Origin of the sequence: Micromonospora sp. WMMD1155 (assembly GCF_029581275.1) — a bacterium.
In the GTDB taxonomy this organism is placed as follows: Bacteria; Actinomycetota; Actinomycetes; order Mycobacteriales; family Micromonosporaceae; genus Micromonospora.
Genome location: NZ_CP120742.1, coordinates 4,137,264 through 4,159,989 on the forward strand (window position 1 = coordinate 4,137,264; position 22,726 = coordinate 4,159,989).

21 protein-coding genes are annotated in these 22,726 nt (G+C 71.3%); 15 read left to right on the top strand and 6 right to left on the bottom strand.

The window, feature by feature from the left end; all coding sequences use genetic code 11:
• Positions 1 to 104 precede the first annotated feature (104 nt).
• From O7617_RS19050 to O7617_RS19065, 4 genes are all read left to right on the top strand, one after another.
• Entirely contained in the window at positions 105 to 896 is a 792-nt protein-coding gene (locus O7617_RS19050) for a ComEA family DNA-binding protein (RefSeq protein ID WP_282257110.1), read from the top strand.
• The gene (locus tag O7617_RS19055; protein WP_282257111.1) at positions 893 to 3,295 is read left to right on the top strand and encodes a ComEC/Rec2 family competence protein; all 2,403 of its coding nucleotides are present in this window, start codon (positions 893 to 895) and stop codon (positions 3,293 to 3,295) included. Before O7617_RS19050 ends, O7617_RS19055 begins: the two co-directional genes overlap by 4 nt.
• A 251-nt stretch (positions 3,296 to 3,546) precedes the next feature.
• The gene (gene holA, locus O7617_RS19060; RefSeq protein WP_282257112.1) at positions 3,547 to 4,527 is read left to right on the top strand and encodes a DNA polymerase III subunit delta; all 981 of its coding nucleotides are present in this window, start codon (positions 3,547 to 3,549) and stop codon (positions 4,525 to 4,527) included.
• On the top strand, positions 4,524 to 4,946 hold the full coding sequence (locus tag O7617_RS19065) for a hypothetical protein (RefSeq protein WP_282257113.1): 423 nt from the start codon (positions 4,524 to 4,526) through the stop codon (positions 4,944 to 4,946). Before holA ends, O7617_RS19065 begins: the two co-directional genes overlap by 4 nt.
• Positions 4,947 to 5,067: 121 nt before the next feature.
• Here the strand turns inward: O7617_RS19065 and rpsT are convergent, their stop codons facing one another.
• Positions 5,068 to 5,334 carry a 30S ribosomal protein S20 gene (gene rpsT / locus O7617_RS19070; protein ID WP_282257114.1) on the bottom strand — a complete coding sequence of 89 codons (267 nt, stop codon included), beginning with the start codon at positions 5,332 to 5,334 and terminating at the stop codon, positions 5,068 to 5,070.
• Positions 5,335 to 5,671: 337 nt separating this feature from the next.
• The gene (locus O7617_RS19075) at positions 5,672 to 6,658 is read right to left on the bottom strand and encodes a phosphotransferase (protein ID WP_282257116.1); all 987 of its coding nucleotides are present in this window, start codon (positions 6,656 to 6,658) and stop codon (positions 5,672 to 5,674) included.
• A gap of 61 nt (positions 6,659 to 6,719) precedes the next feature.
• Between O7617_RS19075 and O7617_RS19080 the strand changes: the two genes are divergently transcribed.
• The 8 genes from O7617_RS19080 to O7617_RS19115 all read left to right on the top strand — a co-directional run bounded on the left by O7617_RS19080 (position 6,720) and on the right by O7617_RS19115 (position 15,457).
• Positions 6,720 to 7,256 (top strand): DUF4240 domain-containing protein, encoded by a 537-nt coding sequence (locus tag O7617_RS19080; RefSeq protein ID WP_282257117.1) that lies wholly within the window; start codon positions 6,720 to 6,722, stop codon positions 7,254 to 7,256.
• A gap of 116 nt (positions 7,257 to 7,372) precedes the next feature.
• A complete protein-coding gene (lepA, locus tag O7617_RS19085) occupies positions 7,373 to 9,247 on the top strand; it encodes a translation elongation factor 4 (RefSeq protein ID WP_282257118.1) in 1,875 nt (624 codons plus the stop codon).
• Between the two features lie 625 nt (positions 9,248 to 9,872).
• Positions 9,873 to 10,157: a GlsB/YeaQ/YmgE family stress response membrane protein gene (locus O7617_RS19090; RefSeq protein WP_088991454.1), complete on the top strand. Its 285-nt coding sequence runs from the start codon at positions 9,873 to 9,875 to the stop codon at positions 10,155 to 10,157.
• A gap of 918 nt (positions 10,158 to 11,075) precedes the next feature.
• Positions 11,076 to 11,360 (top strand): GlsB/YeaQ/YmgE family stress response membrane protein, encoded by a 285-nt coding sequence (locus O7617_RS19095; protein WP_088991454.1) that lies wholly within the window; start codon positions 11,076 to 11,078, stop codon positions 11,358 to 11,360.
• A 247-nt stretch (positions 11,361 to 11,607) separates the two neighbouring features.
• Positions 11,608 to 12,894 (top strand): sugar ABC transporter substrate-binding protein, encoded by a 1,287-nt coding sequence (locus O7617_RS19100; protein ID WP_282257119.1) that lies wholly within the window; start codon positions 11,608 to 11,610, stop codon positions 12,892 to 12,894.
• On the top strand, positions 12,891 to 13,877 hold the full coding sequence (locus O7617_RS19105; protein ID WP_282257120.1) for a sugar ABC transporter permease: 987 nt from the start codon (positions 12,891 to 12,893) through the stop codon (positions 13,875 to 13,877). The genes O7617_RS19100 and O7617_RS19105 overlap by 4 nt, the downstream gene beginning before the upstream one ends.
• Complete coding sequence (locus tag O7617_RS19110; RefSeq protein ID WP_269682769.1) at positions 13,874 to 14,704, top strand: carbohydrate ABC transporter permease; 831 nt, start codon at positions 13,874 to 13,876, stop codon at positions 14,702 to 14,704. The genes O7617_RS19105 and O7617_RS19110 overlap by 4 nt, the downstream gene beginning before the upstream one ends.
• 111 nt (positions 14,705 to 14,815) lie before the next feature.
• Positions 14,816 to 15,457: an MOSC domain-containing protein gene (locus O7617_RS19115; RefSeq protein ID WP_282257121.1), complete on the top strand. Its 642-nt coding sequence runs from the start codon at positions 14,816 to 14,818 to the stop codon at positions 15,455 to 15,457.
• A gap of 50 nt (positions 15,458 to 15,507) precedes the next feature.
• On the opposite strand, the gene O7617_RS19120 is transcribed toward O7617_RS19115, so the two are convergent.
• Both O7617_RS19120 and O7617_RS19125 read right to left on the bottom strand, forming a co-directional pair.
• On the bottom strand, positions 15,508 to 16,410 hold the full coding sequence (locus O7617_RS19120; RefSeq protein ID WP_088988074.1) for a phytanoyl-CoA dioxygenase family protein: 903 nt from the start codon (positions 16,408 to 16,410) through the stop codon (positions 15,508 to 15,510).
• Between the two features lie 220 nt (positions 16,411 to 16,630).
• A complete protein-coding gene (locus tag O7617_RS19125) occupies positions 16,631 to 17,491 on the bottom strand; it encodes a hypothetical protein (RefSeq protein WP_282257122.1) in 861 nt (286 codons plus the stop codon).
• A 359-nt stretch (positions 17,492 to 17,850) separates the two neighbouring features.
• On the opposite strand from O7617_RS19125, the gene O7617_RS19130 reads away from it, so the two are divergent.
• A complete protein-coding gene (locus O7617_RS19130; RefSeq protein WP_282257123.1) occupies positions 17,851 to 18,615 on the top strand; it encodes an SDR family NAD(P)-dependent oxidoreductase in 765 nt (254 codons plus the stop codon).
• 89 nt (positions 18,616 to 18,704) lie between these two features.
• Here the strand turns inward: O7617_RS19130 and O7617_RS19135 are convergent, their stop codons facing one another.
• Positions 18,705 to 19,514: an enoyl-CoA hydratase-related protein gene (locus O7617_RS19135; RefSeq protein ID WP_282257124.1), complete on the bottom strand. Its 810-nt coding sequence runs from the start codon at positions 19,512 to 19,514 to the stop codon at positions 18,705 to 18,707.
• Positions 19,515 to 19,533: 19 nt separating this feature from the next.
• Here O7617_RS19135 and hemW point away from each other — a divergent pair, with 19 nt between their 5' ends.
• Entirely contained in the window at positions 19,534 to 20,757 is a 1,224-nt protein-coding gene (gene hemW / locus O7617_RS19140) for a radical SAM family heme chaperone HemW (protein WP_282264792.1), read from the top strand.
• A 43-nt stretch (positions 20,758 to 20,800) separates the two neighbouring features.
• Here hemW and O7617_RS19145 read toward each other — a convergent pair whose 3' ends face one another.
• Complete coding sequence (locus O7617_RS19145) at positions 20,801 to 21,430, bottom strand: DUF4870 domain-containing protein (protein ID WP_282257125.1); 630 nt, start codon at positions 21,428 to 21,430, stop codon at positions 20,801 to 20,803.
• Positions 21,431 to 21,656: 226 nt separating this feature from the next.
• Between O7617_RS19145 and hrcA the strand changes: the two genes are divergently transcribed.
• Positions 21,657 to 22,679 (top strand): heat-inducible transcriptional repressor HrcA, encoded by a 1,023-nt coding sequence (hrcA, locus tag O7617_RS19150; RefSeq protein ID WP_282257126.1) that lies wholly within the window; start codon positions 21,657 to 21,659, stop codon positions 22,677 to 22,679.
• Positions 22,680 to 22,726: the final 47 nt, after the last annotated feature.

Consider the following 22,726-nt stretch of genomic DNA (forward strand, 5'->3'; position numbering starts at 1 on the left):
CAGATCGCGGGCATGATCAGGGCGTTGTCCACAGTGGCGTCGCCTGTCCACAGGGCGAAGCCGACGCACCCTGCCGTTCCCGGCCGCCGCCATAGCGTCGCCGTGTGTCGCACGACGAGGAGACAGAGGTACGCCAGCGCCTGCGCCGGCTGACGGAGACGGTCGTCGCACCGCCGCCCCGGTCCGCAGCGCCCCTCGCTGGCGTACCCGTGGGTGGTGTGCTGCCCACTCGGGCCGCCGCGCCGCTCGCGGAGCCGGTGCCCGGCGAGCCCGAGTCGCGACTGGTCGGTCCGGGGGCGTTCGATCCGGGGCGACGTGGGGTGCGGGCGTTGGCCGTCGTCGCCGTGGTGGTGGTGTTGGGGGCGGCCGGCTGGGCCTGGCGGTCCCGGCCCCAGTCGGAGGCGGTCGCGCCACTGGTCAGCGAGTCCTCGTCGGCCGCCTCGACGGGTGAACCCAGCGGGTCCGGCTCCGACGAGCTGGTGGTGGCGGTCGCGGGCAAGGTCCGCAAGCCCGGGTTGGTGCGACTGCCGGCCGGCTCCCGGCTCGCCGATGCGGTCCAGGCGGCGGGCGGTCCACTGCCCGGTGTCGACCTGGCGCTGCTCAACCCCGCCCGCAAGGTCACCGACGGGGAGCTGATCGTGGTCGGGGTGACGCCTGCGCCGGCACCGGTCGGCCCGGCGGGAGGCGGGGCGTCAACTGCCGCCGGCCCGCTGAACCTCAACACGGCCACCCTGGCCCAACTCGACGCGCTGCCCGGGGTCGGGCCGGTGCTCGCCCAGCGCATCCTCAGCCACCGGGACCAGCACGGCGGGTTCAAGGCCGTCGGCGACCTGCGCCAGGTCGACGGGATCGGCGACGCCCGCTACGAGCAGCTCAAAGATCTGGTGACGGTGTGACCAGGTCCGCAGCCGTTGAGCCGCCGCCGGTCGGTCCTGCCCGGTCCGAGCCGCCGGATCTGCGACTGGCTGGGCTCGCCGTCGCGGCCTGGCTCACCGCGCTCACTGGTCTGCATCTGGGCGGCGTGGCAGTCCTGCTGGGGGCCGGCGCGGCGGTCGGTGTGACGGCGGTCGGTGCTCTGCACCTGCTCGGCCGCCTCGGCCGTCCCCGGGCCGTGGCGCGGCGCTACGGGTGGGTTGCCGTGGCCGTCGGTCTCGGCGTGGTCTGCGGTGGTGCGGCAACCGGGGCGCGCCTCGCCGTTCGCGACGCACCGGCGATCCGTGTGCTGGCCGAGCAGCGTGCTCCGGTCACCGTCGACCTGGTGGTGCGGGACGATCCGCGTCCGATCCGGAGCGCCGGCCGCCCGGGCCTGCTGCTGGTGTCGACGGAGTTGGTCCGGCTCACCGGCCCGGACGGTCGGCGGATCCACTCCTCGGTGCGGTTGCTCGTCCTGGCGACCGACCCGGCCTGGCGGGGCCTGCTCCCCGGGCAGCGCCTCAGCGTCGACGGCCGGCTCGGCGTCCCGCGCGGTGGCGATCTCACCGCCGCCGTGCTCAGCACCAACGGCGCGCCGGAGCGACACGGCACGTCGAGCTGGGCGCAACGCGCCGCCGGGGCGCTGCGGGCCGGGTTGCAACGAGCCTGTGCCCCGTTGCCCGACGATCCGGGTGGGCTGCTTCCCGGCCTGGTGGTGGGGGATACCAGCCACCTTCCGCCCGCCGTCGAAGCAGATTTCCGGGCCACCGGAATGACACATCTCAACGCTGTGTCGGGGAGCAACGTGGCGATTGTCGTAGGTGCGGTGTTGCTGCTGGCCCGGTGGGCGCGGGCCGGTCCGTGGCTCGCCGTCGGGCTCTGCGGGGTCGCGCTGGTGGGCTTCGTCATCCTGGTCCGCCCGTCGCCGAGCGTCGTGCGGGCCGCGACGATGGGAGCGATCGGCCTCGCGGCGCTCGCCTCCGGTCGCCCCCGGGCCGCGCTGCCCGCGCTCGCCGCCGCCGTGACCGTGCTGGTGCTGGTCGACCCGGAGTTGGCCGGTGATCCCGGGTTCGCGCTCTCCGTGCTGGCCACCGGCGGCCTGCTGCTGCTCGCACCGCGCTGGCGTGACGGGCTGCGGCGGCGGGGCGTACCGGCCGGGTTGGCCGAGGCACTGGCTGTGCCGGCGGCGGCGCAGCTGGCCTGCGGTCCGGTCGTCGCCGGGATCTCCGGCACGGTCAGCCTGGTGGCGGTGCCGGCCAACCTGCTGGCGGTGCCGGCGATCGCGCCGGCGACAGTGCTCGGCGTGCTGGCGGCCATGGTGTCGCCGATCTGGCCGGGTGGCGCCGAGTTCCTCGCCTGGTTGGCGAGCTGGCCGGCCTGGTGGTTGGTGGTCGTCGCCCGCCAGGGCGCACGGCTGCCGGGCGGCACCCTGTCGTGGCCGGGCGGGCTGCCGGGCGCTCTGCTGCTGACCGCGCTGACCGTCGCTCTGCTGGTCGCGGTGCGCCGACCACTCGTACGGCGACTGGTGGCTGTCGTCGCCGTCGCGGCGGTCTTCGGTGCGCTTCCGGTGCGGCTGGTCCACGCCGGGTGGCCGCCGCCGGGCTGGGTGGTGGTGGTCTGCGCCGTGGGTCAGGGCGACGCCGTGGTGCTGCCGGTCGCCCCCGGCCGGGCCGTGGTGGTGGACGCCGGGCCGGAGCCGGGTGCGGTGGACGGCTGTCTGCGCCGGCTCGGCGTGCGGGAGGTGCCGCTGCTGGTGATCAGTCACTTCCACGCCGACCACGTCGGTGGAGTGGCCGGGGTGTTCCGGGGCCGCCGGGTCGGTGCCGTGCTGACGCCGTCCTCGACGGACCCGGAGACCGGTCGGGACCTCGTCCGGGCGGAGGCGTCCGGTGGGCGGGCCGCGTTGCTGACCACTGTGGCCGGCGCTCGACATCCGGTGGGCGCGGTCGACCTGCTGGTGCTCGGCCCGCCGTACCCGCTGGCCGGCACCAGGTCCGACCCGAACAACAACTCGTTGGTGCTGAGCGCCACGGTGGCCGGGGTACGGATCCTGCTCCCCGGCGACGCGGAGGCCGAGGAGCAGCACGCGATGGTGGCACGGGCTGCTCCGGGTCAGTTGCGGGCGGACGTGTTGAAGGTCGCCCACCACGGTTCGGCGTACCAGGACCCAGGGTTCCTCGACGCGGTGCGGCCCGCCGTGGCGCTCGTGCCGGTGGGCACCGGCAACACCTACGGGCACCCGAGCCCCGGGTTGCTCGGTCGGTTGAGCAGGGGAGGCGCTCGGGTGCTGCGGACCGACACCGACGGCGACCTGGCAGCGGTTCGGACGAGCAACGGCCTGGCAGTCGCCCACCGAGGGGTGCCACCGGGCCAACCGCCCTGAGGCCCCACCCTGTCGATTCGCGGTCGCTGATCTCGCCTGGATCAGCGCGGTCGCCGTGGCCACGGGCCATCGCGGCATGATCGGGTTGATACCCGCCATGCCCTGCTGGGCAGCAGCTCGGGCACGGCCAATACCGTCCAAATTGAGGACTAAATGGCAATTGGGATAGATGTCGGGATTTGCGTTGTGTGCGGGCTCCGCCGACCAAGCAGTGAATGAGCAGGCACGATCCCGCCCTGGGGCGTGCGAATATGGGCGGCGTGACCCCCGCCGGCCTCGCCCCCATTCTGCTCGTCCTCGGTGACGAGGAGCTGCTCGCCACGCGCGCGGTCACCGAAGCTGTCACGAAGGTTCGCAGCGTCGACCCCGAGGTGGACGTCCGCGAGTACCAGGCCGGTGCGCTCACCGTGGGCGAGATCGCGGAGATGCTCAGCCCATCGCTGTTCGGTGGGCGGCGGCTGCTGATCCTGCGCTCCGGCCAGGATGCCCGCAAGGACCTGGTCGCCGCGCTGCTGGCGTACGCGAAGAATCCCGACCCGGACGTCCAACTTTTGGTCCTGCACCTGGGCGGGGCCAAGGGCAAGGCGTTCGCCGACGGACTGCGCACGGCCGGAGCGACCGTCGTACCGGCGGCCAAACTGAAGGGGCACCGCGACCGGTTGGCCTTCGTCCGGGACGAGATCCGCCGAGCCGGCGGAAAGTGCACCGACGACGCCGCGGAGGCACTCATCGCGGCGGTCGGCAACGACCTTCGCGAGCTGGCCGCCGCCTGCTCCCAACTGATCGCCGACACCGACGGGCGGATCAGCGCCGACACGGTCGCGCGTTACTACCGGGGCCGGGTCGAGGTGACCGGCTTCACGGTGGCGGACGCCACCATGGTCGGTGACGTGCCGGCGGCGCTGGAGGCGTTGCGCTGGGCCCTGCACGTCGGGGTCGACCCGGTGCCCATCGCCGACGCCCTGGCCGACGGAGTACGCACCGTCGCCCGGGTGGCGTCGGCCGGGCGCGGTAACCCGTACCAGCTCGCCAGCAGCCTCGGCATGCCGGCCTGGAAGATCGAGCGCGCACAGCGTCAGGGACGTGGCTGGACCCCGGAGGGCCTGGTCCGGGCCATGCAGGTCGCCGCCGAGTGCAACGCGGCCGTCAAGGGTGGCTCCGACGACCGGGCGTACGCCCTGGAGCGCGCGGTCTTCTCCGTCGCGGCGGCCCGGCAGGGCAGCACCAGGTGACGGGGGCGAACCGCCCGGTGTGGGCCACCATCGGAGCGGACGAGGAGCGGCACCGGCCGCTCTACGCCCGGATCCTCGGCCTGCGGTTCGTCAACCCCGGCGGCGTGCTGTGCTTCCTCTTCTTCGAGGGCACCATCGCCCTGGCGGCGCTGCTCTCCCTCGCCGAGTTGGTCACCTGGTGGTCGGTGCTGGTGCTGCCGGTCGTGGTGGCGGCGATGGTCAAGCTCAACGACGTGGTGGCCGCGATCGTCGTCCGTTCCGCCGCGCTCGTGCCCGAGCAGGAACGGGACCGGTTCCGCCGTCAGATGGAACCGGCGGTCGGGCGGGCCCAGGTGGAGTGGGTCTCACACACTGTCACCGGCGTGGTGATCAATGCAGACGCGGTGCCACCGCCTCGCCGTGCCGACCGGTCGGACTGAGCCCACTCGGGCGGGCGGCGACGCGTCGGGTTCGACGTGCGGCCTGTCGGCCGGGCTGCGGACACACGGAAGCCCCGGGCCGTGGCCCGGGGCTTTCCGAATCAGTCTGACGGTGTGGTCGTCAGGCGGAGAGCGACACCACGCGCTTCGCGATCGCGGACTTGCGGTTCGCGGCCTGGTTGGCGTGGATCACGCCCTTGCTGACGGCCTTGTCCAGCTTGCGCGAGGCGTCCTGCATGAGCGCGGTCGCCTTCTCGACGTCACCGGCCTCGGCAGCCTCGTGGAACTTCCGGACGGCGGTCTTCAGCGACGACTTGACCGACTTGTTGCGCAGCCGGGCCTTTTCGTTCTGCCGGTTGCGCTTGATCTGGGACTTGATGTTCGCCACGCGACAGCCTCGTCTTGATAGCTCGGGTTGGTCAGCTTGCGCGCTGGATGACGAACATGCGTCATCGCCACGCGAAGAGCCAGGCTACCAGGTTGCCCGGGACGAGCCAAAACGGCTCGGCCCGAACGGGGTCCGCGCGCTACCTGGACGCTCGACGCTTGATCCACTCGGCTTCCCGCAAACCGCGGTATCCGACCATGCCTGACAGCCCGACTTCAAGGAACCCGAGTCGATCACGGGCCGCTGGGCCGCCGGGCCGCTGGGCCGCTGGGCCGCTGGGCCGCTGGGCCGCTGGGCCGCCGGGCCGCTGAGGGGCGCCGGGGCTGGCGGGCGGCTGTCAGCGCCAGCCCCGCCGGCGGGTCAGCCACTCGAGCGACTGCTCGCCGCTCCACCGCTGGTGGGCGGGCAGGTGTGGCGATGCCGTCGCCGGTGCCGCCGCCGCGCCGGTGAGGTAGTAGCCGGCCAGCGCGGCCAGGGTCGCGTCCAGAGCGTCCGGGGGCGCGTCGGCGGTCGCCGGGTGGGTGGCGAAGAGCCGGTCCGCGTCGAGCCCGCCGGCGTACGCGGTGAGGAGCAGTCCGGCCAGGTCGAACCAGGCCGGTCCGGAGACCACCCAGGTCCAGTCGCAGAACCAGGCTCGGCCGTCCGCGCCGATCAGCACGTTGTCGACGCGCAGGTCACCGTGGATCAGGCCGGTCGCCTCGGCGGCGTACCGAGGGAGGAGGGACTCCAACGCGACCAGGTCGGGCAACCGGTCCAGGATCGACGAGGGCAGCGGCGGCGCCGGTTCGCGGCCGGCGGCGACCTCCTCCCACCAGAGGATGTCCGAGCGGGCCAGATCGGCCAGGTGTGGCAGGTTGAGGGCGGTCAGTTCGGCCGGCGGGTCGGCCAGGGCGGCGGCGACCTCGGCGTACCCGCTGAGGGTGGCAGCCAACTCGGCGGGCACCCAGGGCAGGCGCGGGGTGTGGCCGTCGACGGCGTCGGTGCAGAGCACGAACCAGTCGCCCTCGTACAGCGTCCACCGGGGGCGGGGCGCCGGAAGGTCGACCGGCAGCCGCTCCAGGATCGCCGCCTCCCGGGCGTACCACTCGACAAGGTGCGGTTGCTCGACGGCGGGTGCGGCCTTCACGAAGGCCCGGCCACCGTCGGCGGTGTGGAGCACTGCGGCGAAGCCGCGGGTGAAGCCCGCGCCCGCGACCCGGGCGGTCACCACCGGCGCGCCGAGCCGGTCGGCGACCGCGGCCCGCACCGTCGCCGGCAACGCCGACCAGGACGGCCGTTGGGCGCTCGCGTGGTAGGGCACCGGCGGCAACGAGGGAGAGGACACCACACCATGCTGCCCCGGGGTGCGTGCGCGACGCGCGGCGACACTGCCAGACTGCCAAGCCATGAGGACCGAGGACTTCTGGCAGCTGATCGACGAGGCCCGGGCCGGCGGCGGGGGAGAGCCCGGGCCGGTCGCCGCCCGGGCCGTCGCCCTGCTCGCGGAGCGCGATCCGGAGGACATCGTCGGGTACGCCAGACACCAGACCCGGGTGCTGGCCGCCTCGCACAAGGCTGACCTGTGGGGCGCGGCGTACCTGATCAACGGTGGCGCCTCGGCCGACGGCTTCGAGCACTTCCGGGGCTGGCTGATGACCCAGGGGCGGGCGGTCTTCGCCCGCGCGGTCGCCGAACCGGACTCGCTGGCCGAACTGCCGCAGGTGCGGGCGGCCTCGCTCAGCGGCGAGGAGTTCTCCGCCGAGCGGATGCTGTCGGTGCCCTGGGACGCGTACCGCAAGGCCACCGCGACCGAACTTCCAGCGGACCGGGACCCGGTGCGGACGCCGGACCTCAACGACTTCTGGGACTTCGACGACGAGGACGAGGCGCGTCGGAGGTTGCCCCGGCTGGCGGCGCTCTTCGTCGAGCCACCGCTGGAGTGAGGCGTCCGCGGACCGATGCATCGCCCGCGCAGTGGGCGTACCCCGGCGGCGTGGGAACATAGAGGGGGTCGGCGGCGCGCCGGCCTGTTCACGTCAGCCGACCAGAACGGACCGCTGTGCCACCGAAGCTCGATCCCGGCGCGAACGCCCCTGGTGCCACCGACCCCGGGCGCATCCGGAACTTCGGCATCATCGCCCACATCGACCACGGGAAGTCGACCCTGGCCGACCGGATGTTGCAGCTCACCGGTGTGGTCGATCCCCGGCAGATGCGCGCGCAGTACCTGGACCGGATGGACATCGAGCGCGAGCGCGGCATCACCATCAAGAGCCAGGCCGTTCGCATGCCGTGGACCATCCGCGAGGGCGAGCAGGCCGGTGAGCAGGCCGTGCTCAACATGATCGACACCCCGGGGCACGTCGACTTCACCTACGAGGTGTCCCGGTCGCTGGCCGCCTGCGAGGGTGCCGTGCTGCTCGTCGACGCCGCCCAGGGCATCGAGGCGCAGACCCTGGCCAACCTCTACCTGGCGCTCGAGAACGACCTGCGCATCATCCCGGTGCTCAACAAGATCGACCTGCCGGCGGCCCAGCCGGAGAAGTACGCCGAGGAGCTGGCCCACCTCATCGGCGGCGACCCCGCCGACTGCATCCGGGTCTCCGGCAAGACCGGCGAAGGCGTTCCACACCTGCTCGACGAGATCGTCAGGCAGTTCGTGCCGCCGGTCGGCGACGCCGAGGCGCCCGCCCGGGCGATGATCTTCGACTCGGTGTACGACGTCTACCGCGGTGTCGTCACGTACGTCCGGGTCATCGACGGCCGGATCAGCGCCCGCGAACGGATCAAGATGATGTCCACCGGGGCCGTGCACGAGCTGCTGGAGATCGGCGTCATCTCGCCCGAGATGGTCAAGGCCGACGCGCTCGGCGTCGGCGAGGTCGGTTACCTGATCACCGGCGTGAAGGACGTCCGGCAGTCCCGGGTCGGTGACACGGTCACCATCAACAGCCGGCCGGCCGGCGAGCCGCTCGGTGGCTACAAGGACCCGAAGCCGATGGTCTACTCCGGCCTCTACCCGATCGACGGGTCCGACTACCCCAACCTGCGCGAGGCGTTGGACAAGCTCAAGCTCAACGACGCCGCCCTGGACTACGAGCCGGAGACCTCCGGCGCGCTCGGCTTCGGCTTCCGCTGCGGCTTCCTCGGCCTGCTCCACCTGGAGATCATCCGAGAGCGGCTGGAGCGGGAGTACAACCTCGACCTGATCTCCACCGCCCCGAACGTCGTCTACCGGGCGATCACCGACGACGGCGCGGAGATCGTGGTGACCAACCCGAGCGAGTACCCCACCGGCAAGATCGCCGAGGTGTACGAGCCGGTCGTCCGAGCCACCGTACTGACGCCCAACGACTACGTGGGCGCGGTCATGGAGCTCTGCCAGGGCCGACGCGGCACCCTCCTGGGCATGGACTACCTCTCCGCCGACCGGGTGGAGCTGCGCTACACGCTGCCCCTCGCAGAGATCATCTACGACTTCTTCGACCAGTTGAAGAGCCGCACCAAGGGCTACGCCTCGCTCGACTACGAGCCCTCCGGCGAGCAGGCGTCCGATCTGGTGAAGGTGGACATCCTGCTGCACGGCGAGCCGGTGGACGCCTTCAGCGCCATCGTGCACAAGGACAAGGCGTACAACTACGGCGTCACCATCGCCGCCAAGCTGCGTACGTTGATCCCGCGCCAGCAGTTCGAGGTGCCGATCCAGGCCGCCATCGGCAGCCGGGTCATCGCCCGCGAAACCATCCGTGCCATCCGTAAGGACGTGCTCGCCAAGTGCTACGGCGGTGACATCAGCCGTAAGCGCAAGCTGCTGGAGAAGCAGAAGGAAGGCAAGAAGCGGATGAAGATGGTCGGCCGGGTCGAGGTCCCGCAGGAGGCCTTCATCGCAGCGCTCTCCTCCGACTCCGGCGACACCAAGGCCCCCAAGAAGTAACCCCACCCGCTGCTCGCGCTGCCGCGCCGTTGCTCGCGGTGCCGCGCCGCTGCTCGCGCTGCCGCGCCGCTGCTCGCGCTGCCGCGCCGCTGCTCGCGCTGCCGCGCCGCTGCTCGCGCTGCCGCGCCGCTGCTCGCGCTGCCGCGCCGCTGCTCGCGCTGCCGCGCCGCTGCTCGCGCTGCCGCGCCGCTGCTCGCGCTGCCGCGCCGCTGCTCGCGCTGCCGCGCCGCTGCTCGCGCTGCCGCGCCGCTGCTCGCGCTGCCGCGCCGCTGCTCGCGCTGCCGCGCCGCTGCTCGCGCACACCCCGCCGCTGTCCGCGGTGATCAAGAGCTTTGCGTCACCGGAGGCCCGGATCCTGACGCAAACCTCTTGATCACCGGACGTGGCGCGGGGCGTGGGGCGGGGGAGGATTTTTTGGGCTTTCGGGGGAGGTCGTCGCCCTGGGCAACATGATGCCTGACCTGTATGGACGCGCGCCCCACTCAAACGACGCAACCGGTCGACATCGACGTTGGCGATTTGTTTGCGACTGAGTCGGTTTGGATTTTCGGTGGGTCGGGCATCTAACCCTCACGACAGGAAGCACACAGATCGTGTGTCAGACATTCTTTGAGGGAGGGTGGCCGTGGAGCTCACCGTGTGGGGCATCATCACTGCGATCGTTGTTGGTCTCATTGTCGGCGCGCTTGGCCGCCTGGTGGTTCCGGGTCGGCAGAACATGCCGATCTGGCTGCATCTGTTGATCGGTGTGGGTGCGGCGCTGCTGGGTACGGTGTTGGCGCGGGCGATCGGGATCGCGACTGAGACCGCTGGTGTGGACTGGGGCGAGCTGCTGGTGCAGGTTGTCGTCGCGGCGATCGCGGTTGCTCTGGTGGCCGGTGTCGGTGGCCGCCGCCGCGTCACCCGATGACACCAGCACTGCCGTAACACCGCGACACTTCCGAGGGGCGTCCAGCCGACAGGCTGGGCGCCCCTGGTGTTTCTTTATCCGGACGGAATGGCGGCCGTAGGCCCCGTTTGTCGGCCTGATCCGCTGGCAGCAGTCGTGATCGACTCGAGTTCAGCGAAGTCGGGCTATCCCGCTGCCTCGGATACCGCAGTTTCGGCGATCTCGTGTTGATCATGCCCGGTGCCCGGTGCCTGGTGCCTGGTGCCCGGTGCCCCGACGCAGTCGGGATGATCGATGGAGTCTTGGTGTCGGCTGGTGGCGGTCCGGCGGCGCGATCGTCGTGATCGACTCCGGATCGCCGATCTGGCGGTCTTTGGCCGACCCTGATACCGCAACATCGCCGAGGTGGAGTCGATCTTTCGCGTAGCCGGAGCGCGGCCGAGCCTGCCAAGCCAATCCAGTCGTCCTGCCGGGGCCGATGGCCCGGTCGAGGGCGGTTTTGTCGGTCGACTCCGACGGCCCGGTCGAGGGCGGTTTCGTCGGTCGACTCCGACGGCCCGGTCGAGGGCGGTCTTGTCGGTCGACCCCGACGGCCCGGTCGAGCGTGCGCTGCCGGTCGAGCGTGGCCCCACAGCCCTGCCTGTCGGGCCCGGTCCCTCCTCGCCCCGCTGCGGCCCTGCCGGCCCCGCTGGCTCTACCGGTCGAGCCCGGCAGCCCCTGCCAGTGCTGGCCAGGCCCAGCCGACTCAGTCGACCTGGTCGATCGTGGCGGGGGTTGGTCCCGATCCTCCCAGGCGGGCTGATGGAACGTGTCCTTGTCGGCCATGTCGTGATCGTTTGGTAAGCGAAGTCGGTTTGGATTTTCCGCCGGTCGGGAACTTAGCGGTCACGACAGAAAGCACACCTTGTGTGTCAGAACATTCTTTGAGGGAGGGTGGCCGTGGAGCTCACCGTGTGGGGCATCATCACTGCGATCGTTGTTGGTCTCATTGTCGGCGCGCTTGGCCGCCTGGTGGTTCCGGGTCGGCAGAACATGCCGATCTGGCTGCATCTGTTGATCGGTGTGGGTGCGGCGCTGCTGGGTACGGTGTTGGCGCGGGCGATCGGGATCGCGACTGAGACCGCTGGTGTGGACTGGGGCGAGCTGCTGGTGCAGGTTGTCGTCGCGGCGATCGCGGTCGCTCTGGTGGCCGGTGTCGGTGGCCGCCGCCGCGTCACCCGATAACGACCCTGCATCACCTGGCAGGACAGCACTGACGACACAGCACTACACGAAAGAGCGCCCGGCCTCGGCTGGGCGCTCTTTCGTGCCGGTGTGCCCGACTTCGACCCGGTGCCGCAGCGCCGTTGGTCGGGCTGCTGCGGTACGGTCGCCACGCTTCGGCCGGTCCCGCCCACTGTCGTAAAGGAATTCTCCGTACTAGGGTGCGGCGGAGAAGGTTAGTTCCAAGCGGCGCGAGGGGAGAAGTGGCGTGAACAGGTGGAAGCGGCTGGCCCCGGTCACCGCCGTGGTGGCCTCGGCCGCGATGGTGCTGACCGGCTGCGGAGGCTCCGGCGAGGACGCGGCTGACGACAGCAAGCTCACGGTCTGGATGATGGGCGAGGGCGGCGAGGCGCAGAACACCTTCCTCGACTCCGTCGAGACGGAGTTCCGCCAGAAGCACCCCGACACCGACGTGGTGGTGCAGTACATCCCCTGGCTCGAGGCGCCCAAGAAGTTCCAGGCGGCGCTCGCCGGCGGTGAGGGACCGGACATCACCGAGCTGGGCAACACCGAGACCCAGGGCTGGGCGGCCCAGGAGGCGCTCGCCGACGTGAGCGGTCGGATGGGCGGCTGGGCCGACGGCAAGGACCTGCTGCCCGACCTGGTCCGCAACGCGCAGCTCGACGGCAAGCAGTACGGCGTGCCCTGGTACGCCGGGGTGCGCGCCATCTACTACCGCACCGACTGGTTCGCGGAGGCCGGGGTGCAGCCGCCGAAGACCTGGGACGACCTGGTCGCCGTCGCCAAGGCCGTGCAGGCGAAGAAGAAGGGCACCTACGGCATCGCCCTGCCGGGCAATTCGGAGCTGCCCTTCTACTCCTTCCTCTGGGGGGCCGGCGGCGAGATCGCCGGCAACCAGGGCGGCACCTGGAAGTCCGGCTACACCACGCCGGAGGCGCAGAAGGCCGTCAAGTACTGGACCGACCTGGTGACCGTGCACAAGGTGGCCCCGCCCGCGGCGGCCGGCTGGAACGAGATCGACGCGCGGACCCAGTTCGCCACCGGCAAGGCCGCGATGGCCTTCGCCGGAAGCTGGCAGCAGGGCGCCATCAAGAAGGACAACCCCGAGATCGAGAAGGTCTGGGGTACGTTCCCGATCCCCGGCCCGGACGGCAAGGCGGCGCCCGGTTTCGCCGGTGGTTCGGACGTGGCGATCTGGAAGGACAGCGAGCGGCAGGACCTGGCCTGGGACTACCTGACCGTGCTGCTGAACAAGAAGAACGCGCAGAGCTTCGCGAGCAGCCTCGGGTTCTTCCCGGTCTACCAGGACCTGGTCGCGGGTGACACCTACGCCAACGACAAGGTGATGGCGGCGTTCGCCACCACCATGCAGAACACCAAGCTCACGCCGCTCACCCCGAAGTGGGTGGAGGTCAGCCGCACCAAGACGGTGACCCAGGCGATGAACAGCTCGGTCATGAAGGGTCAGAAGACGGTCGAGAAGGCCACCGCCGACGCGGCCGCCGAGATGGAAAGCATTCTCAACGCCAAGTGACCACGCTGACCGAGGTGCCCGAGACGTCCGCCGCGCGGGAGACCCCCGCGCGGCGGCGTCGCCGGGTGGACCGCCTGCCCTACCTGCTGCTCCTGCCCGCGTTGGTGATCATCGGAGTGCTGCTGCTCTGGCCGCTCGGCCAGGTGGTGGTGATGTCCTTCTACCGGCTGAACACCGTCCGGCAGCTTCGCGGTGACCGTGAGTGGCCCTGGGTGGGGCTGGGCAACTACGCCGACATCCTCACCGACCCGTTCTTCCTGACCGTCCTGCGCAACACGGTCCTGTTCGCCGCGGCCAACGTGCTGCTCACCATGGTCCTCGGCACCCTGGTCGGCCTCCTGCTCAACCGGCTCGGCCGCAGGATGGCGACCTTCGTGGCCGGTTGCGTGATGCTTGCCTGGGCCACCCCGGCGCTGACCGGCACCATCGTCTGGAAGTGGATCTTCGACGACACGAGCGGCCTCGCCACCTGGCTGTTCAACGCCCTGCCCGACGGGCTCTCCACCAGCCTGTTCGGCCGCAGCGACTGGACCGGATACGGCTGGTTCAACTCACCGCTGCTCTTCTTCGCCATCCTCACCCTGGTGGTGGTGTGGCACTCGTTCCCGTTCATCGCGGTGAGCGTGCTGGCCGGTCTCAAGAGTGTGCCGAGCGAGCTGCACGAGGCGGCCCGGGTGGACGGCGCGAGCCCGTGGCGGGTCTTCTGGAAGATCACCTTCCCGCTGCTGCGTCCGGTCTTCGGGATCCTGATCATTCTCTCCACGATCTGGGACTTCAAGGTGTTCACCCAGCAGTTCGTGCTGGCCGGTGGCACCCAGGACCGGCCGACGTTCATGCTCGCCATCTACTCGTACGCCGAAGCCTTCTCTCCACCGCCGAAGTACGGACTCGGCGCGGCCATCGCGGTGATCCTCACGCTGATCCTGCTCGTGGTCACCGGCTTCTACGTTCGGATGGTGCTCAGGCAGGAGGACGAGTCGTGAAGAAGGTCGCCCTCAACGCCGCCGGGCTGCTGGTCGCGCTCTTCGCGGCGTTCCCGGTCTACTGGATGATCTCCACGTCGCTGAAGCCCAGCAACGAGATCTTCTCGGCCACTCCGCAGCCGGTGCCGACCCACCCGACGCTGGCGCACTACCGGGAGATCCTGACCGGCAACCTGATCCCCGGCGTGAGCTTCCTCGACTTCTTCCTCAACAGTGCGCTGGTCGCCGTCTCCACAGTGGTGCTCAGCGGCCTGGTCGCCCTGCTGGCCGCGACAGCGGTGGCCCGGTTCCGCTTCAAGCTGCGGACCAGCTTCCTGATCATGTTGCTGGTGGTGCAGATGATCCCACTGGAGGCGCTGGTCATCCCGCTGTTCCTGATGATCCAGCGGCTGGGGCTCTACAACACCCTGCCGAGCCTGATCCTCACGTACCTCGGCTTCTCGCTGCCGTTCGCGGTCTGGATGCTGCGCGGCTTCGTCGCGGCGGTGCCCAAGGAGTTGGAGGAGGCGGCGGCCATCGACGGCGCGAGCCGGGCCCAGACCTTCCGGCGGGTCCTCTTCCCGCTGGTCGCGCCCGGACTGGTCGCCACCAGCATCTTCTCCTTCATCACCGCGTGGAACGAGCTGATCTTCGCGTTGACGTTCATCAACGACCAGGGGAGCTACACGCTGCCGGTGGCGATGACGTTCTTCTTCGGTCGGGACGACACCAACTGGGGGCCGGTGATGGCTGCGTCCACCCTGTTCACCCTGCCGGTGATCATCTTCTTCCTGCTGGTGCAGCGCCGGATGGTCTCCGGCCTGGTGGCCGGCGCCGTCAAGGGCTGACCCGCACGCCGTGGCCGGCGCTCGTCAAGGGCTGCACGCCGTGGCCGGTCGTCGAGGGCTGACCTCACGCTGCGAGGGCGGTCGGATCTGGCCGTTACTAGGCTGGCGGTCATGACGGGCAGGGTGGCAGCGGTGAACCTCGGCACGGTGACCGAGGCGGAGTGGGCCGGCGACGCGAGTGGTCGCAGCGGCATCGACAAACGGCCGGTGGACGGCCCGGTGCTGGTCCGGGTCGACGGGGTGGTCGGCGACTTCATCGGCGAGCGCGCCCATCACGGCGGTCCCGACCAGGCGGTGTACGCGTACGCGGAGGAGGACGCCGCCTGGTGGGCGGCCGAGTTGGGCCGTGACATCCGACCGGGTGGCTTCGGGGAGAACCTGTCCACCTACGCGGTCGACGTGACCGGCGCGGTGATCGGTGAGCAGTGGCTGGTCGGCTCGGCCCTGCTCCAGGTCACCAAGCCGCGTACGCCGTGCACCACCTTCGCCGGATTCTGGGGCGTACCGGATCTGATCAAGCGGTTCACCGCCCGGGCGCTGCCCGGCGCCTACCTGCGGGTGCTCCGGGAGGGGGAGGTCGGCCCGGGCGACCCGGTCGAGGTGGTGGAACGGCCGGCGCACGGTGTGACCATCGGCGAGGTGTTCCGGGCCACCAGCCTGGAGCCGGAGTTGCTGCCTCGGCTGCTCGAAGCGGAGGACCTGCCGGAGCCGATCCGGGAGAAGGCCCGCCGCCGGCTCGCCAGTCAGGCCTGAAACGCGAGGAAGGCCCTCGGCGGACCGAGGGCCTTCCTTCCAGCGGTACGTCAGCGGAGCCAGGGGATGTTGCGGTCGAGCAGACCGCGCTCCTTGAGCTCCTTGCGCAGCGGGATCTCGTCGTCGACGTACCCGTCCCAGTTGATGCCCCAGTAGTTGGCGGTGTGGGTGCCCTCACCGATCAGCTGGCGCTGGACCGGGGTGCGGTTGCGGTACCACTCGCCGTTCACGTCGGGGTGCAGCTCGTCCAGCGGGCGGATCCACCGGTAGGTGTAGCCGACGAAGAGCATCTTGCGGGTGATCGTCGACAGGTTCGTCGAGCGCGAGTGCCACTGCCGGCGGTCGAAGATGAACGCGTCACCCGGGTTGGCGGTGATCTCCACCGTGCCCTCCGGGTCCGGGTTGTGCACGCTGAGGTCCTTGGGCCGGTCCAGCGAGTTCCACAGGTGGCTGCCCGGGATGACCTTGGTGGCGCCACGGCCGGTCTCCGACAGGTCCGACAGCACGTACGCGACCTTCAGCGAGAACATCGGCCGGGGCAGGTTCGGGTCCATCGTCTCCGGGTCGGAGTTCTGCCGGTACCCGTCCTGGTGCCAACCCCAGTACGGCTTCTCCGGCTCGGCGGCCGGCGGGGTGACGTCCAGATGGTTGTGGTGGGTGTAGATGTTCCAGCCGGCCAGCCCCCACATGTACGGGAAGGCGATCGGGTGGGTCAGCAGCTCACCGAAGAGTTCGTCGCGCTCCAGGAAGCCCAGCAGGTGCAGGGTGCCGTCCTTCTTGGTGGTGCCCTTGGCCTGCTCCTCCGCGTAGACGCGGTCGACAGCCGCCTCCAGCGCCGCCCGGTGGTCCTCCGTCAGGACGTTGCGCAGCAGGAGGAAGCCCTGCTCGTGGAACTCCTTGCGGTCAGTGTCGCTGATCGGTTCGTAACCGGTCCGGTCGCCGTAATCGAACACCGTGTCGTACCCCTCCCCATGAGGTGAATCCTTTTCTGGCACAGGCCGCCGATCGTAACGCGGCGGCCGATGCCTCGGGGAGGGAGTCTTCGATGCGTGGACCGCAGCGGGACCCCGCGCAGCGGGAGAGCTGCGGAGAGTGAGATCTTCGTGATCGATGCAACCTTTGATGGGCATTTGTCCGATTGTGCGGTGACTGCCGGTTAAGAGATCCGGGTCGTCAGCCCTCGTTGAACACCTCGGCCACCACCTGACCGGCGGGGCTCTGCTCGCCGTCCGCCCGACCCCAGGTGCCGGCGCGGGCGGTCCACTCCAGGTCGCCGAAGCGGACGCGCTTGACCCCGTGGTCCTGCGCGTGGGAGACCAACCAGTGCGCGTACCGCCAGCCGTCGCGTTGGTCGCCGGGAGTGACCGTCAGCCCGGTCGGATCGGTCGGGTCGAGGCCCTTCAACCCCCAGTCCAGCACCAGGTTGCGGGTCAGTTGCGCGGCCGCCGCCGCGCCGTGCATCACCGGGGTGCGCCCCACCGTGCAGGCGACCGCTCCGGTGGCGTCGCCCAGCAGGGCTCGGCTGAGCACCTCGGAGTCGTCGGCCCACTTCTGGTAGGCCTCCGGGAAGGCCGAACGCTGCACCCGTTGGGCGGCGTCGGTGACGCGCATCTTCTCCCAGCCGCGCACCTTCTTGAGCGCCGCGTAGAACCGGTTGGCCGCGTAGCGCGGGTCGCGGATCTGCGCCGGCGTGCCCCAGCCCTGGCTGGGCCGCTGCTGGAACAGGCCGACCGAGTCGCGGTCGCCGTCGGCGAGGTTGCGCAGCCCCGACTCCTGGTACGCGGTGGCCAGCGCGACCACCACGGCCCGCTCGGGCATCTTGCGCTGGGCGCCGATCGCCGCGATGGTCGCCGCGTTGGCCATCTGGTCGGCGTCGAGCGCGACCCGGCCGTCGGCCTGCACTGTGCACTTCCGGGCCGACAGGGGTAACTGGAGGCGGTCACCGACCTGCCGTACGACGAGCCAGATCGCGATCACGGCGACGAGGATGAGGACCACTCCACCCGCCACGGTTGCCCGAGTTCGCACCCACACCCCCAGATCGACAGTCTCCCAAGCGTACGTCCCCCGCGGACCTCTCCGGGTCGTCTGAGCGGTTCGGGACCGGCTCTGCCGAGGCGTGCCGATCGGGACATTCCCGCTTTGGGGCCGGTCTCACCTGCCGGAACGGCCCTCTGCCGCAGCCCCGCCCGGCGACGATCAGGCGCATCAGGCACACACCGTGCCAGCACTCCGCGTGGTGCCCGTCCGGCCTGTTCCGCACGTCACGGCCTCGATCCCGCCGGGAAGTGATTGACCAGTCAAGGAGTTGCCGCAGTTGACATGTCAATCGCTTGACCGCCCGGCCGTCCGACACCGGCGACCGGACCGGTCACGGAGCAAGGAGGAGTTCCATGGGAACGCTCGACGGCAAGGTCGTACTCGTCACCGGCACCGGCGGCGGTCTGGGACGGGTCGCCGCGCAGATCTTCGCGCGGGAGGGCGCGAAGGTCGTCGGAGCCGACATCCAGGTCGACGGCAACAACGAGACCGTCGAACTCGTTCGTAACGCCGGCGGTGAGATGACGGGCATCGCCCCGGTCGACCTCACCGACCCGGAGCAGGTGCGCACCCTCGTCGAGGACGCCGCAGCGGCCTACGGCGGGCTCGACGTGGTCTACAACAACGCGGCGGCGCTCCGCTTCGGGCCGATGCCCGACTTCTCGGTCGAGGACTGGCGCTACACCATCACCGGAGAACTCGACATCCCGTACTTCGTGTCGAAGTTCGCCTGGCCGCACCTGGTGCGGCGGGGCGGTGGCGTGATCATCAACGCCGCCTCCATGGCGGGGTCGATCGCCGGTCACGTCCCCCCGATGGTCGGCCACACCGCGGCGAACGCCGGCGTCATCGGTCTGACCCGACAGCTCGCCCTCGAAGGCGCGCCACACGGCATCCGGGCGGTCGCGGTCAGCCCCGGGCCCATCATCAGCCCGGCCAGCGAGCGCGACCTGGGTGACAACCAGGCGGCCCGGGACGCCATCACCGGAAAGACGCTGCTGAAGCGCTTCGCGCAGCCGGAGGAGGTCGCCGAACTGGTGGTCTTCCTCGCCTCCGACCGGGCGTCCTACATCACCGGCGCCAACTATCCGGTCGACGGCGGCGCGACCGCGTGGTGACCGCCGGGTGGGCGCCGACGCTCGACGGCGGCGCCCACGACGGTCACCGCGGCGCGGCGGCCCCGGTCTGCCGACCGGTGAGCCCGGTCCTACCCGGCATGGTCAGCGGAACCACCGTCCAGAGCGGCCACCCATCGAGTCGATCTCTTCTCCCGGAACGCGGTGACTCCCTCGCGCCCCTCCTCGGAGAGGAAGTAGCCGGTCGACAGGGCGGACAGCCGGGCCAGGTCCGCGCGCAGCTCGGCGGTGCCCGGTCGACGCAGCAACTCCTTCGCGCCGGCCAACGCGCCGGGCGCGCCCCGCACCAGCGAGTCGCAGTAGCCCCGCACCGCGGCGTCCAGTTCGGCGGCGGGCACGGAGGCCGTGACCAGGCCGACCTGGGCGGCCCGCCGCCCGTCGAAGGTGTCCCCGGTCAGGTACAGCTCGGCCGCGGCGCGCGGGTGCAGCCGGGGCAGCACGGTCGCCGAGATCACCGCCGGGATCACCCCGATCCGCACCTCGGTGAACGCGAACGTCGCCTCGTCGGCGCAGACCGCCAGGTCGGCGGCGGCGATCAGGCCGAGCCCGCCGGCCCGCGCCGGCCCGCCCACCCGGGCCAGCACCGGCTTCGGGCACTCCCAGAGCGCCGCGAGCACGTCACCCAGCATGCCGGCGGGAACCGTCCCGCTGGCGTACGCGGCGGCCGTCTCCTTCAGGTCCGCACCCGAGCAGAAGACCGGGCCGGTGTGGTCCAGCACGATCGCCCGGACCGTCTCGTCGGCGACCGCGTCACCCAGCCCGGCCAGCAGCTGGGTCATGAGACCGGTGGAGAGCGCGTTGCGGTTGTGCGGGCTGTCCAGGGTGAGGGTGGTCACCCCACGGGCCGTGGCGACCCGCACGAGGACGTCGGGAGAGGTCATGCCGGGCACACTAGTGGCCATGCCCGGCGTCCTTCCAGATGGTGAGACCGTCCCCGCCGACGGATCGCTGCCCGCCACCGCCACCACAGCGGTCGGCGCACGCGGCTTCGGCGTGTACGTCCACGTGCCGTTCTGCGCCAGTCGCTGCGGCTACTGCGACTTCAACACCTACACGGCCGCCGAGCTGGGCGGCGGCGCGAGCCGCGACGGGTACGCCGACACCGTCCTGGCCGAGCTGGCGCTCGCCGCCCGGGTGCTGGGCGACAGCCCACCGCCCCGGGTCGACACCGTCTTCGTCGGTGGCGGCACGCCCACCCTGCTCCCCGCCGACGACCTGGCCCGCATCCTCGACGGCATCGACCGCACCTGGGGGCTGGCCGCCGACGCCGAGGTGACCACCGAGGCCAACCCGGAGTCGGTCACCCCGGAATCGTTGAAGCTGCTGCGGGCCGCCGGCTACACCCGGATCTCGCTGGGCATGCAGTCCGCGTCGCCGGGGGTGCTGGCGATCCTGGACCGCACACACAGCGCCGGGCGGGCCACCGCCGCCGCCCTGGAAGCCCGCGACGCCGGCTTCGAGCACGTCAACCTGGACCTGATCTACGGGACGCCGGGGGAGCGGGCCGAGGACTTCGCCGCCTCGTTGGAGCAGGTGGTCGCCGCCGGGGTGGACCACGTCAGCGCGTACGCCCTGATCGTCGAGGACGGCACCCGGCTCGCCGCCCGGATGCGGCGCGGCGAACTGGCGTACCCCAGTGACGACGTGGCCGCGGACCGCTACCTGGCCGCGGAGGCCGCTCTCGACGCGGCCGGGCTCTCCTGGTACGAGGTCTCCAACTGGGCGCGCACCGACGAGGCCCGGTGCCGGCACAACCTGCTCTACTGGACCGGCGCGGACTGGTGGGGCCTGGGGCCGGGGGCGCACAGCCACGTCGGTGGCGTGCGGTGGTGGAACGTCAAGCACCCCTCGGCGTACGCCCAGCGGTTGGCCGACGGCGTGTCTCCCGGCCTGGCGCGGGAGGTGCTCACCGCCGACGAGGCGCACATGGAGGACGTGATGCTGCGGCTGCGCCTCGCCAGCGGCCTCCCGTTGGCCGTGCTCGACGCCACCGGACGGGCAGGCGCCGAGCGGGCGCTGGCCGACGGTCTGCTGGCCGCCGACCAGTACGCGGCCGGTCGGGCGGTGCTCACCCTGCGCGGGCGGCTGCTCGCCGACGCGGTGGTGCGCGACCTGCTGCCCTGAACGGGACGGTGCGGGGCCGGCCGGGGGAGCGGCCGGCCCGCTGTCACTTGACGAAGCTCGCGGAGAGCGGGTAGCGGTAGAGCTGCCCCTCGTTGGCCTTGATTCCGGCCAGGATGCCGAACACCGCGCCGAGGATGATGGCCGCGCCGACCCCGATGAAGCCGATCAGGATGCAGGACAGCACCCAGCCGACCAGGCCGACGATCGACCAGATGAGCTGGAAGTTGAGCGCCGCCACGGCGTGCGCCCGCACGGTCGGGGACTGGTTGCCGCGGACCAGCATCGCCACCAGCGGGGCGATCCAGCCGAGCACGCCGCCGCTGATGATCATCCCGGCGGCGCCGCCGAAGTGCGCGATCAGAGCCCAGGTCTTGTCTTCGTTGTTCGCGTAGCCGCCGCCGGGGCCGCCGTACGCGCCGCCGGTCGGGTAGCCGCCGGGCGGGGGATAGCCCCCGGGTGGAGGGTACCCACCCGCCGGAGGGTAGCCGCCTGACGGCGGTTGGTCACCGGTGGGCGGCGGATAGCCACCGGGCGGGGGATAGCCGCCCGGGCCCGGTGCGCCGGACAGTGGTGCGGTGGGTGGCTCGGCCGACGGGTACGAACCCGGGGAGGTCGGCTCCGGCGGATGGTTGCCGGGGTCACCCGCGCCGGGAGGGCGAGGAGGTTCAGTCATGGATGTCACGGTAGGGGCACCTGGCAACGCCGCACCAGTGCGACACCGCCCGGCGGTGTGGGCCGATCGGACCGGTGGGGGTGGCGCGGGCCGCACCGACCGGCCGCCGTTGATCATCGCGTCGGCGGGTGCACCGACGTAGACTGGCACTCGTTACAGTCGAGTGCCAGGACGGCCCGGCCGGCCCCGGAGGTCGGCGGCCGACGTGCGACAGGAGGTGCGGAGGATGGGTCTCGACGACCGGAAACTCGCCGTGCTCCGCGCCATCGTCGAGGACTACGTCTCCACCCAGGAGCCGGTCGGCAGCAAGGCGCTGGTCGAACGGCACCAGCTCGGGGTCTCCCCGGCCACGGTCCGCAACGACATGGCCGTGCTGGAGGAGGAGGGCTACATCCGGCAGCCGCACACCAGTGCCGGCCGGGTGCCCACCGACCGTGGCTACCGACTCTTCGTCGACCGGTTGTCCCGGGTCAAGCCGCTCAGCCCGGCCGAGCGTCGGGCCATCGAGCGCTTCCTGGTCGGCGCGGTCGACCTCGACGACGTGGTGCACCGCACGGTGCGGCTGCTCGCCCAGTTGACGCGGCAGGTGGCCGTCGTGCAGTACCCGTCGCTGGCCCGCTCCTCGGTGCGTCACCTGGAGCTGGTGCCGATCTCCACCACCCGGCTGATGCTCGTCATGATCGCCGATACCGGTCGGGTGGAGCAGCGACTGGTGGAGCTGCCCGGGCCGGTGCCCGCCGACGACGTCACCGACCTGCGTCGGCTGGTCAACGAGAAGCTGGCCGGGGCTCGGCTGTCCGACACACCCCCGCTGGTGCAGGCACTGGTCGAGGAGGCGTCGCCCGAGTTGCAGCCGACGATGACCATGCTCTCCACGGTGCTCCTGGAGACGCTCGTCGAGCGGCACGAGGAACGCATCGCGCTGGCCGGCACCGCGAACCTCACCCGGGGTGGTCTGCTCGACTTCCAGGGTTCGCTGCGGCCGATCCTCGAAGCGCTGGAGGAGGAGGTCGTGCTCCTCAAGCTCATCGGGGAGACCGAGCCGAGCACGACCCGGGTGCTGATCGGCGACGAGAACGAGTTCGACAACCTGCGGGCCGCCTCGGTGGTCAGCACCGGCTACGGCCCGGGCGCGACGATCGTCGGTGGTCTCGGGGTGCTGGGGCCCACGCGGATGGACTACCCCGGCAACATCGCCACGGTGCGCGCCGTGGCACGCTACGTGGGCGAGTTGCTGGCCCAGAACTGACCAGTCAGGGCCGACGGCCGGCGGCTGCCGGATCGGCGCAACGCGAG

Coding starts and splice junctions, on each gene's coding strand:
- hrcA (WP_282257126.1), top strand. CDS start 21,657: ATGGGTCTCGACGACCGGAAACTCGCCGTGCTCCGCGCCATCGTCGAG.
- hemW (WP_282264792.1), top strand. CDS start 19,534: ATGCCCGGCGTCCTTCCAGATGGTGAGACCGTCCCCGCCGACGGATCG.
- O7617_RS19130 (WP_282257123.1), top strand. CDS start 17,851: ATGGGAACGCTCGACGGCAAGGTCGTACTCGTCACCGGCACCGGCGGC.
- O7617_RS19135 (WP_282257124.1), bottom strand. CDS start 19,514: ATGACCTCTCCCGACGTCCTCGTGCGGGTCGCCACGGCCCGTGGGGTG.
- O7617_RS19080 (WP_282257117.1), top strand. CDS start 6,720: ATGAGGACCGAGGACTTCTGGCAGCTGATCGACGAGGCCCGGGCCGGC.
- holA (WP_282257112.1), top strand. CDS start 3,547: ATGGGCGGCGTGACCCCCGCCGGCCTCGCCCCCATTCTGCTCGTCCTC.
- O7617_RS19115 (WP_282257121.1), top strand. CDS start 14,816: ATGACGGGCAGGGTGGCAGCGGTGAACCTCGGCACGGTGACCGAGGCG.
- O7617_RS19145 (WP_282257125.1), bottom strand. CDS start 21,430: ATGACTGAACCTCCTCGCCCTCCCGGCGCGGGTGACCCCGGCAACCAT.